The sequence below is a fragment of the Holzapfeliella saturejae genome, from assembly GCF_037546065.1.
GTDB classification, from domain to species: domain Bacteria; phylum Bacillota; class Bacilli; order Lactobacillales; family Lactobacillaceae; genus Holzapfeliella; species Holzapfeliella saturejae.
In genome coordinates this window covers 977,351-989,288 of the sequence record NZ_JAWMWG010000001.1, presented here as the reverse complement: position 1 = coordinate 989,288, position 11,938 = coordinate 977,351, and the positions used below count along the sequence as shown (strand labels likewise).

Sequence of the window (11,938 nt, the reverse complement as noted above, 5' to 3'; positions counted from 1 at the left end):
GTAATCATTTTATTGGAGGTACCTAATTTTGAATAAAGAAGAGATTTTCAACAAAATTGCAGATTTAATTGCAGATCGTTTTGAAGTCGATAAAGATAAAATTAGTCCAGAACTTAATTTCAAAACAGATTTAGATGCAGATTCAATTGATTTTGTAGAATTTGTTTTAGAAATGGAAGATGCTTTTAGTTCAGAAATTCCTGATGAGGAAGCTGAAAAGTTAACAACAGTTCAACAAGCAGTTGACTATATTTACAATAATTTATAAAAACAGTAGCTTAAATTTAAGCTACTGTTTTTTTTACGTTGAAAAATTAATTTTAAATGATATAATTAAAACAATAATTAAATATTTAATTAATCTTTAATAAATTAAGGTTTCTTAAATTGAACTGGAGGAATTTCATTGGAAAAACCAAGCGATTTGCTTTTAGATATTCAGCATTTGCATACAGGCTTTCGATTAAAAGGAGAGTTTTATGATGCTGTTGATGATGTTTCTTTAACATTGAAAAAGAATGAAATTCTAGCAATAGTTGGAGAATCAGGGTCAGGAAAGAGTACATTAGCTTCTAGTATTATTGGTCTTTATGATCAAAAAAATACTAGAGTTAGGGGAGACATATTATTCGACGAATTGAATTTAGTAGGCTTAAATGAGTCACTGTTTAATCGTATTCGTGGTAAAGAAATTGGGATGATTTTTCAAGACCCATTGGCTGCTTTGAACCCCTTAATGCGTATTGGAGCTCAAATTGAAGAAACACTATATTATCATACTAAATTAGACGAGAAAGCACGTAAAAAACGTGTTTTAGAATTACTAGATCAAGTTGGGATTCCAGATCCTGCACGTATCAGTCGTCAGTATCCGCATGAGTTATCAGGTGGGATGAGACAAAGAGTTATTATTGCAATTGCAATTGCTGATAAACCTTCTGTTATTTTAGCTGATGAACCAACAACAGCTTTAGATGTGACGATTCAAGCTCAAATTCTGGACTTATTAAAAGATATTCAAGATGAAACAAGTGCAGGAATTATTTTAATTACACACGATTTAGGTGTTGTTTCTGAAACAGCTGATCGAGTAGCAGTCATGTATGCTGGACAAATTGTTGAAATTGCGCCAGTCGATGAGTTATTTACTAATCCATTACATCCTTATACGCGTTCACTACTTGAATCAATGCCTCAAACTGATGTGGATGATGAAGAGTTGCATGTTATTCAAGGAACCGTTCCTTCATTAGATAAGATGATGACACAGGGTTGTCGTTTTGCACCAAGAATTCCTTGGATTGATTCAAAATCTCATGAAGAAGATCCTGTTTTACATGAAGTATCACCAGGACATGAAGTCCGTTGTACTTGTTATCAAGATTTTTACTTTGAACAATAAATTATGACGAATGGAGGATAAAAGATGTCATTAATCGAAATCAAAGACCTAAAAATTCATTATCCAATTCGTTCAGGATTTTTTAACCGTGTGACAGATCATGTTAGAGCTGTTGATGGCATTAATTTTGAAATCAAAGAAGGCGAAACTTACGGATTAATTGGTGAGTCAGGAAGTGGGAAATCGACAACAGGTAAAGCCATCGTTGGTTTAGAAAATACCACATCTGGCCAAATCATTTATAAGGGTCGCGATATCACTAAAGCTAGTGAACGTCGTAAATTAAAGTACAATCGTGATGTTCAAATGATTTTTCAAGACTCAATGTCGAGTTTAAATCCTAAAAAACGTATTTTTGATATCATTGCTGAACCAATTAGAAACTTTGAGAAGTTATCTAAAGAAGAAGAGAAAAAAAGAGTCCAAGAACTGTTGGATATTGTTGGGATGCCTAGTGATGCATTATATAAATATCCCCATGAATTTTCTGGTGGTCAAAGACAAAGAATTGGGGTTGCTCGTGCAGTAGCCACTCGACCTAAGTTAATCATTGCTGATGAACCAGTTTCGGCTCTTGATTTATCAGTTCAAGCGCAAGTTTTAAACTTTATGAAGAAAATTCAAAAAGAATACAATATTAGTTATTTATTTATTTCACACGATTTAGGTGTTGTTCGTCATATGTGTGAGAATTTAGCAATTATGCATAGAGGACGTTTAGTTGAAGTGGGGACAAGAGAAGATATTTATCATCACCCACAACATATTTATACTAAGCGACTACTTGCAGCTATTCCTAAAATCGATCCTAAAAATCGTGAAGCACATAAAGTTCATCGTCAAGCTGTTGAAAAAGAATTTTTAGAAAATCAAGATAAGTGGTATGAAAATGGGAGAGTATACCCGCTACAACAAATCGGTGAATCTCATTTTGTAGCGTTACCACAAGATGAATTAGAAAGGGGACAATAACGATGTGGAAAACAATTTTAAGACGTGTTTTGGTAATGATTCCGCAGATTATTATCTTATCAATTCTAATTTTCTTTCTAGCTAAGATGATGCCTGGAGATCCGTTTACAGGGTTAATTGATCCCAAAAGTGATCCAGCTACAATCGCAAGACTGAGACAAGAGTATGGTTTGAATGATGCACCTTGGGTTCAATACTTGAACTGGGTTAAAAATTTATTCCATGGTGATTTAGGAATGAGTTATACCCAACATATGAGTGTTACATCCCTCATCGGGGATCGTGCTCAAAATACTTTTTGGTTGGCACTAACAACCATTATTTTATCTTATTTATTTGCAATTCCGATGGGAATTATTGCAGGACGTTATAAAGATAAATGGCCAGACCAAACAATTAGAATCTTTAACTATATTACATTTGCAATTCCGGGATTTGTTGCTTATGTGTTGGCTTTATGGTTATTTGGTTATTTATTAAATTGGTTCCCAACAACCGGAACAATAAGTGTGTCGGTAGCACCGGGATTTTTAAATTATCTATTAGATCGTGCTCATCATATTATCTTGCCTGCGGTGGTAGCAGCACTGATTAGTACCACTTCTACAGTACAATACTTGCGAACGGGTATTATCGATAATCAAGTTGAAGATTACGTAAGAACAGCTAGATCTAAAGGTGTACCTGAAAGAGTTGTTTTCAATAAACATATTCTAAGAAACTCATTACTTCCTATTACCGCTTTTATCGGTAATATTATTGGTGCATTATTAGGTGGATCAGTTATGCTTGAAACAGTTTTTAGCTATCCAGGTATGGGTAAGCTATTCATGGAATCCATTGGTCAAAGAGATTATCCAGTGTTGACCGCACTGATTTTATTATTCGGTATTTTAGCTATTTTAGGTAACTTGATTTCAGATATTGTTATGACTATTGTAGATCCAAGAATTAGAGTTAAATAGGGGGGAAAGTTATGCTTTTTAATAAAAAAGACAAGTCTAATGTTGAAACAGCAACAGGTGAAGTTGTTAGTGTTCCCCCATCTGGGATTAGATTAATTATAAAAGAAATTCTTAAGGATAAATTTGCAATTTTTGCAATTATTGTATTATTAGCTGTGCTTTTAATTGCTTTTGGTGGGTCATTATTCGTTGCTAAAGATAGTATGGAAACAAATATCTTGGATTCTTTATTACCGGCATTTAGTCCAGGACATTTTCTTGGAACCGATTCCGGTGGTAAGGATATTTTATCTCTCTTGATTGTTGGGGGAAGAAATTCAATTATGATTGGGATAAGTGTAACGATAATTGCCATCATAATCGGACTAGTTATCGGATTAGTTTCTGGTTATTTTGGTGGAATTGTAGACGATATTTTTATGCGAGTTATCGATTTTATTATGGTTTTACCTCGATTTATGATTATTATTATTTTGACAACTATTATTTCAAATTATAATGCATTTACACTTGTTATCTTAATTTCATTATTCAGTTGGACAAGTTCTGCTAGATATTTTAGAAGTTTTGTGTTGGCTCAAAGAGAACGCGAATATGTTATGGCTTCAAAAGCTTCAGGGACTTCAAACTTTACGATTATGTTTCGGGAAGTTTTACCAAATATTAGTTCTATGATTATTATCGATGTTGTTTTAGGAATTGCAGGTAATATTGGGGTAGAAACCGGACTATCATTTCTTGGGTACGGACTACCACCTTCAACACCAAGTTTAGGAACACTAATTGGTTATGCTAATGATCCAGTTAATATTATGAGCAGACCTTGGCTATGGTTACCAGCGGTAGCGTTGTTATTAATTATTTCATACATGGTTAATTATGTCGGAACTGTTTTCCAACGTGCTGCCGATGCAAGACAAAGAAGATAATTAAAAAAATATTAAATAAACAACTTGTTTTTTTAATATTCAAGTGATAATATTTTAATATAATAAAAAGAAAGCTCTGGGGGGTTATTAAATGGTATCTAAGAGAAAAAAATGGCTAATGCCGATTGCGACAGCTGCTGTAGCAATGACATTAGCTGGATGTAGTAGTAATGGTGGTGGAAGTGACAGTTCTTCTAAGCAAGCAGAAACAACTAATAAACAGTTTCCTGTTTCTGTATCAAACAAGAGTAAGCCAGTTGAGGGTGGTACATTAAGTTTAGCTATGGTTTCTGACACACCTTTTACAGGTATTTTTAACTCAGCTCTTGCAACTTCTGCTAACGACTCATCGGTTTCACAATTTGGTGATGAATCATTATTCAAATATGATGATAACTATAAAATTGTAGATGGCGGGGCAGCTAACTTAAAATTAAATGTTGATGCAAAAACCGCTACAATTACAATCAATCCAAATGTTAAGTGGTCAGATGGTCAACCTCTGACAGCCAAAGATGTTGTCTATTCTTACAAAATTATTGCAAACCCTGCAACTAAATCTTCTAGATATACTGAAAGTTTACAAGGTATTGAAGGTATTACCGATTACAATGCTGGTAAGTCTGATCAAATTTCAGGAATTACAACACCAAACGGTGAAGACGGTAATGAAGTTGTGATTAAATTTAAAGAGATGAAACCAGGTATGACACAATCTGGGAACGGTTATTTATGGGAAACTGCTTCACCTGAACATCAATTAAAAGATGTCCCATTTGATAAATTAGTTTCATCAGACCAAGTTAGAAAAACACCTCTTTACTACGGTCCTTATAAACTAAGTAATTTAGTTGCTGGTCAATCAGCCGAATGGGTACCAAATGAATATTACTATGGTGAAAAACCTAAACTATCAAAAATCACAATTTCAGTTGTAAGTCCAAGTAATGCAACACAAGCTGCTTTGAGTAATACCTATGATATCATTGGAGTTCAAAACAGTGCTTGGAAAGAAGTACAAAGTGCCCCTAATACTGAGTTTATTGGAAAAATTCCTTTAAGTTACTCTTACTTAGGATTTAAAGTAGGTAAATGGGATGCTGAAAAAGGCGAAAGTGTTATGAATACTAATTCTAAAATGAGTGACCAAAAACTTCGTCAAGCTATTGGTTACGCTATGAATGTTGACCAAGCTTACGAAAAATTCATGAATGGTCTGTCATTTAGAATTCCTACTTTAATTCCAGAGCAATTCGAACAATACTTTAATAAAGATGTAAAAGGTTACGACTTTAATTTAGATAAAGCTAACCAATTATTGGACGAAGCAGGCTATAAAAAAGAAGGTGACTACCGTGTAGATAAAAACGGTCAACCTCTTGTAATTAAACTTGCTGCTATGTCAGGAAGTGCCGTTCAAGAACCTATCATTCAAAACTATATCCAACAATGGAAGAAAATTGGTTTGAACGTTCAACTAACTAGTGGTCGTTTGATTGAATTCAATAGTTTCTATGATAAAATTCAAAACGATGATCCAGATGTAGATATGTTTATGGCTGCATGGAGTCTATCATCAGAACCATCACCAAATGATATCTATAATAGAAAAGCACCATTCAACTTTTCAAGATTCGTATCTGATGAACAAGATAAATTGTTAGCAGATATTGATTCTCAAGATTCATTTAATGCAGAACATCGTCAAAAAGCATTCTTCAAATGGCAAGAATGGATGAATGACAATGCTTATGTAATTCCAATTGCAAATAGCTATGGAATCACTGCTGTTAACAAACGAGTTGTAGGTTATAGTAAATTACCTAGCTCTTCATGGGCATCTGTGGGTGTATCTGAAAACAAATAACATTAAAAACACTTTTCAATTCAATGAAAAGTGTTTTTTTGTGCGTTTTTTCTTACTACACAAACTGGTATAATAAACATAGATATAGAAGGAGATTTTAAATATGGTTAGTTCGAAATTTACCAAAAAGTTACGAGATGATTTTCAAATAATATTTAAAGATATGAGTTTGCTAGATGAAGCATTTACGCACTCATCTTATTCAAATGAGCATCGCAATTTGGAACTAAAAAACTATGAAAAATTAGAGTTTTTGGGAGATGCGGTTTTAGAATTAGCAATTTCAGAATTTTTGTATCATCAATTTCCTGACCTTGACGAAGGTGAATTAACACGTTTTCGTTCAAATGTTGTTAGAACAGAAGGATTTTCAAAGTTTGCAAAAGAAGCAGGCTTTGACCAAGAAATCATGCTTGGTAAAGGTGAGGAAAATAATGGTGCAAGACTGAGAAAAACATTATTAGAAGATGTTTTTGAAGCATTTAATGGTGCCTTGTTTTTAGATCAGGGGATGCCAGGTGTTTATCAATTTTTAAAAGCAACTGTGTTTCCTGATATCATCAAAGGTGATTTCTCATACAATGCGGATTACAAAACACAATTACAAGAACTATTACAGCAAAATGGGTCAGTAAAAATCAGTTATGAAACGCTTCAGGAAACAGGTAGCGATAACGATAAAACATTTAAAGTAGCGGTATATGCTGAAACTGAAAAACTAGCTGAAGGAACTGGCGATTCTAAGAAAAAAGCTGAACAGCATGCTGCTAGTGAAGCTTTGAAAAAATTACAATAATGGAGTTGACGAAATGCCATTAAAGTCATTAACAATTAATGGATTTAAATCATTCCCTGACAAAGTCACCTTAGAATTTCCTAAAGGAATAACAGGTATTGTCGGACCTAATGGAAGTGGTAAAAGTAATATAACTGAAGCCATGCGTTGGGTAATGGGAGAGACAAATGTGAGACATTTGCGCGGAGAAAATGCGACAGATGTTATTTTTGGTGGTACAGCGATGAAAGCTCCACTAAATCGTGCAGAGGTAACGGTTGTTTTCGACAATCAAACTAAACAACTGAATAGCAATTTTAAAGAAATTGCAATTACACGCACTATTTTCCGTAACGGTGATAGCCACTATCAAATCAATAACCAAAATGTCCGTTTGAAAGATATCCATGACCTATTTATGGATTCGGGATTATCGAAAGAATCCTTGTCGATTATTTCTCAAGGCAGTGTTGAACAGATTTTTAATGCAAAACCGGTTGACCGTCGATTTATTATAGAAGAGGCTGCAGGTGTGTTGAAGTTTAAACAGCAAAAAAGAACGGCTGAACTTAAACTAAAACAGACGCAAGATAATTTGATTCGAATTAATGACTTTGTGAAAGAGTTGGAAACACGAATTGAACCTCTTAAACAGCAAAAAAGTTTAGCTGAAGAGTATCGGTCACAAAAAGAAGGTTACGATTCTAAAAATAAAATTGTTTTAACATTGGAAATCAATTCCCGTGCTCAAAAGCAAGAAGAATTGCTTAACCAAAACAACGAGACTAAACAAGAATTGCAAAAACTTGATCGATTAGTATCAACGATTCAACAACAACTAGAATCGAGTCGAAAAAACCGAGTGGATTTGAGAAATAAACAGGATAAATTACAAGCTGAATATAATCAATTACTTAACCAAAATTATGAAATTAAGACGCAGTTAGCAGTTTATGACCAAAGTACAGAATTTGATGAAACCAGTCGAAAAGAGTTACAAGATCGTCAACAAGAATTAAAAAAACGTCAGCAACAATTGGAAGCAGAGCTTTCAGACAAACAGATGCAATTGAACACAGCAACTGAACAATATGAACAATTAAAAGTAAAAGAGAATGACCTTAAATCTGAGATTGCTCAAGATCCAGGTAAACTGCAACAACAGTTGGAAAGTTTAAGAGATGATTATATTGACAATCTCCAAAATAAAACAACTTTATCGAACCAGTTAATTTTTGCAGAAAACGCAATTAACCAGCTAAAAGGGGAGTTAACTTCTCCTGAAGTTCAAGAATTAGAAGCAAATTTAACCGATTTAGATAATCGGGTTATTAAACTAACTGAAGAAAAACAAGCACAAGAGACTTGGCTTAATCAGCTTAAAACTCAAGTAGATGAAAGCCAGTTGGCAATTGAAAAGGCTTCAAATAAAGTCATGCAAAACCAAAAAGAACGAAGTGAAGTAAAAGAGTTAGCTCAAGGAACTCATGCTCAACTTCAAGCTCTTAAACGCTTGCATGAAAATCATGAAGGTTATTTTCAAGGTGTTAAGGCTGTTTTAAATCATAAGGACCAGTTTCCAGGGATATTGGGCGTGGTTAGTGAGCTGATTGATTTTGATAGTCAATATCAACTCGCACTTGATACTGCTTTGGCAAGTAATGCTCAAAATCTTGTTGCTAGTACACAAAGTGAAGCTAAGCACGCAATTAAAACTTTACGTCAAAATAACTGGGGCCGAGCAACATTTTTACCCTTAGATCAACTACGACAACAAGTATTATCAGCAGAAGTCAAAAAAATTCTAAAAACAACAGCTGGTTATCATGGAATTGCATCTGATTTGATAGCTTGTTCTGATGAAGTTAAACCAGCTATTACGCACTTATTAGGGCGAATTATTGTTATGGATAATCTGGATAATGCAACAAAATTGAGCCAATTATTGGAGCAAAGACATCATATTGTTACATTAGATGGCGATTATTTAAGTCCTGGCGGTCAGATGTCAGGGGGGTCACACAACAAAAATAGCCAATCGCCTTTATTGATTAAAAAGCAGTTAGATGATTTAGTTACTAAGGGGCAACAATTTGATACCCAAATTGAACAAATCCAAGCTACCTTACAACAAGAAATTACTGAAAAGCAACGACTTGAAAAAATTCAAACCGAAAACACAGCAAAAGTATCAGAAGTGACGACCGAGTTAAGAGAATTTGATAATCAAATCAACCGCTTGCAAGATGAAAAACAAACATTAACCAAGCAATTGAATTATCTTAAGCACGGATTACAGACTAAAAAAGCTGAGTTAGAAAAACAACAACAACAGTATTCTGAACTAGATCAACAAAAAACACAGGCTGAAGCGGATGTCGAACAAATTCAGCAAAAAATTAAAGAAACCCAAACTCAAATTCAAAATTTTGATCAAATTTCACAAAAAGTGCAAGCTCAATTAAATGAATTATTACCTGAGATTGCGGTTTTTAAAACAAAACAAGAAACCTATCAAACTCAAATTACTGAAAAACAGGCGGAAGTCAAACAAAGCCATCAACAACAGCAACAAGTAATTGATAAGTTAGCCAATTTAGAGCAGGCTAAAGCAAAAAATTCACAAGATGTTACAAAACAGCAACAACAATTTGCTCAAAATAAACTTAAAATTGATGAGTTCAATGAGCAACTCAAGTTGTTTGCACAAGAATTAACAACTATAGAAGAAAAAATCACAGCACTTGAAACAGATTATACAAAACAGTATGATTCAAGAAAATTAGTTGCCAAAACGCAAGAAACTCAAAGTAATCAACTAGCTATTTTGAAATCTGAGATTGAGTCACGATTACAAACACTGAATCAAGAGTATCGGTTGACTTTTGAACGAGCTATGAGTGATATCAAAAATCCAGAGTCAATCAATATTAGTCAATTGCAACATGAAATCAAGTTGCATAAGCTATCGCTTGAAGACATAGGGCCTGTCAATTTGGGGGCTATTGCTGAATATCAAGAAGTTAAAGAGCGGTATGACTTTTTACATCAACAACAAGATGACTTACTGTCAGCTAAAGCAACTCTTGAAAATACGATGAATGAAATGGATAAGGAAGTATCGACTCGTTTTAAAGAAACGTTTGATCAAGTGAGTGCAGCATTTGCGGATATTTTTCCTAAGATGTTTGGTGGAGGTCATGCTAAATTAGCTTTAACTGATGAACATGATATTTTAACTACTGGGATTGATATCATTGCACAGCCACCAGGTAAAAAACTACAAAGTTTAAGCCTACTTTCGGGTGGGGAACGTGCATTAACAACAATCACTTTATTGTTTGCTATTTTAAAAGTCCGCCCTGTACCATTTTGTATTTTGGATGAGGTTGAAGCATCGCTTGATGAAGCGAATGTTGACCGTTTTGCCCAATTCTTGAAAAACTATGATTTAACAACACAGTTCATTATGATTACCCACAGAAAAGGATCAATGGCACAAGCTGATCAACTTTATGGTGTTATGATGCAAGAATCTGGTATTTCGAGTTTGTTATCTGTTTCACTAAATGAAATCGAACAACAATTGTAGGAGGTTACAATGGGATTATTTGATCGTATAAAAAAATCCATTTTTGGAGATAAAAAAGAAAAAGAAACACCTGAAGTCGAAGAAAATCAAGAAGAAGTACAAGATGAAGAACCCAAAGAGTCGACTTCAACCAAAGAAGAAGTAGAAGTTGCCGAGCAAGAAGAATCTGAACAGCCAGCTCACGAAAAAGATCAAGAACCTGAGCTAGATGATGAAGTTGAAGAAGATATGTCTTCAAAAAACCAACAACCAGAACCTGTGGAATCACAAGCTTCAGAAGAAACGACTTCAACACCAGAACACGACGAATCAGATATGCAAGAAGAGTCTGAAAAACCAACATCGACAGCAGAAGTGGACGAAGTTGAAGAAGAAATAGAAACTGAGACAGCAGTAGAACCAGAAACAGAGGCTGAACAAGAAGACGCTGAAGATGCAGAAGAAGATCAAGAAGAACAAAAAGAACACCTTTATGAAAAAGGATTGGAAAAAACTAACCGCTCTTTTGGTGAAAAATTAAATGCCTTCTTTGCTAATTTTAGACGTGTCGATGAAGATTTCTTCGATGATTTAGAAGATTTATTAATTGAGTCTGATGTCGGTTATGAAACCTCAATGAATTTAGTAGATGCATTGAGAGATGAAGCAAAATTAAAAAATGCTAAATCAAAACAAGCATTAAAAGAAGTAATTGTTGAAAAATTAGTGGGACTTTATGAAAATCCTGGTGAGGAAGATGAAGGCTTATCTTATAATGAAGCTAATAAGCCTAATATCTATCTTTTCGTTGGAGTTAATGGTTCTGGTAAAACAACCACAGTTGGTAAACTAGCCGCTCAATTGAAATCACAAGGCAAATCTGTAATGTTAGTTGCAGCTGATACCTTTAGAGCAGGTGCGGTTCAACAACTTGTTCAATGGGGTGAACGTGTTGGTGTTGATGTGGTTACAGGACCTGAAAAAGCTGACCCTGCTTCAGTTGTGTTTGAAGGTGTTAAACGAGCTCATGAGCAAGAAGTGGATTACCTACTAATTGATACAGCGGGTCGTTTACAAAACAAAGTTAATTTGATGAATGAGTTAGATAAAATCAAACGTACCATTCAAAAAACATTTAAAGACCAACCTGAAGAAACACTACTTGTTTTAGACGGATCGACTGGACAAAATGCGATGAGCCAAGCAAAAGAGTTCAATCAAGTTACCCAAATTTCAGGAATTGTTTTAACTAAATTGGACGGATCATCACGTGGAGGAATTGTGATTGCTATCCGTAATGAAATGAATATCCCGGTTAAGTTAGTAGGTTTAGGTGAGCAAGTGGCTGATTTAGCACCATTTGATACTGAAAAATTTGCTTTGGGATTATTTAAAGGATTAATTTAAAAGGATTGGCCATATGTGGCCAATTTTTTTGTATAATAGAAGTAATTGAC

The 11,938-nt window shown here is 34.3% G+C and carries 9 protein-coding genes; all 9 read left to right on the top strand.

The window, feature by feature from the left end; translation table 11 throughout:
• Positions 1-28: 28 nt before the first annotated feature.
• Complete coding sequence (acpP, locus tag R4Y45_RS04905; protein WP_339969857.1) at positions 29-268, top strand: acyl carrier protein; 240 nt, start codon at positions 29-31, stop codon at positions 266-268.
• A 138-nt stretch (positions 269-406) separates the two neighbouring features.
• Positions 407-1,402, top strand: a complete 996-nt coding sequence (locus tag R4Y45_RS04900; protein WP_339969855.1) for an ABC transporter ATP-binding protein — start codon at positions 407-409, stop codon at positions 1,400-1,402.
• A 24-nt stretch (positions 1,403-1,426) separates the two neighbouring features.
• Complete coding sequence (locus R4Y45_RS04895; protein WP_339969853.1) at positions 1,427-2,374, top strand: ATP-binding cassette domain-containing protein; 948 nt, start codon at positions 1,427-1,429, stop codon at positions 2,372-2,374.
• Between the two features lie 2 nt (positions 2,375-2,376).
• Positions 2,377-3,339 carry an oligopeptide ABC transporter permease gene (opp4B, locus tag R4Y45_RS04890; RefSeq protein WP_339969851.1) on the top strand — a complete coding sequence of 321 codons (963 nt, stop codon included), beginning with the start codon at positions 2,377-2,379 and terminating at the stop codon, positions 3,337-3,339.
• Positions 3,340-3,350: 11 nt separating this feature from the next.
• A complete protein-coding gene (locus tag R4Y45_RS04885) occupies positions 3,351-4,268 on the top strand; it encodes an ABC transporter permease (RefSeq protein WP_339969849.1) in 918 nt (305 codons plus the stop codon).
• Between the two features lie 91 nt (positions 4,269-4,359).
• Positions 4,360-6,135 carry an oligopeptide ABC transporter substrate-binding protein gene (locus tag R4Y45_RS04880; protein WP_339969847.1) on the top strand — a complete coding sequence of 592 codons (1,776 nt, stop codon included), beginning with the start codon at positions 4,360-4,362 and terminating at the stop codon, positions 6,133-6,135.
• 103 nt (positions 6,136-6,238) lie between these two features.
• Positions 6,239-6,931, top strand: a complete 693-nt coding sequence (gene rnc, locus R4Y45_RS04875) for a ribonuclease III (RefSeq protein WP_339969845.1) — start codon at positions 6,239-6,241, stop codon at positions 6,929-6,931.
• 13 nt (positions 6,932-6,944) lie between these two features.
• On the top strand, positions 6,945-10,502 hold the full coding sequence (gene smc, locus R4Y45_RS04870) for a chromosome segregation protein SMC (protein ID WP_339969843.1): 3,558 nt from the start codon (positions 6,945-6,947) through the stop codon (positions 10,500-10,502).
• Positions 10,503-10,511: 9 nt separating this feature from the next.
• Positions 10,512-11,888 (top strand): signal recognition particle-docking protein FtsY, encoded by a 1,377-nt coding sequence (gene ftsY, locus R4Y45_RS04865; RefSeq protein WP_339969841.1) that lies wholly within the window; start codon positions 10,512-10,514, stop codon positions 11,886-11,888.
• Positions 11,889-11,938: the final 50 nt, after the last annotated feature.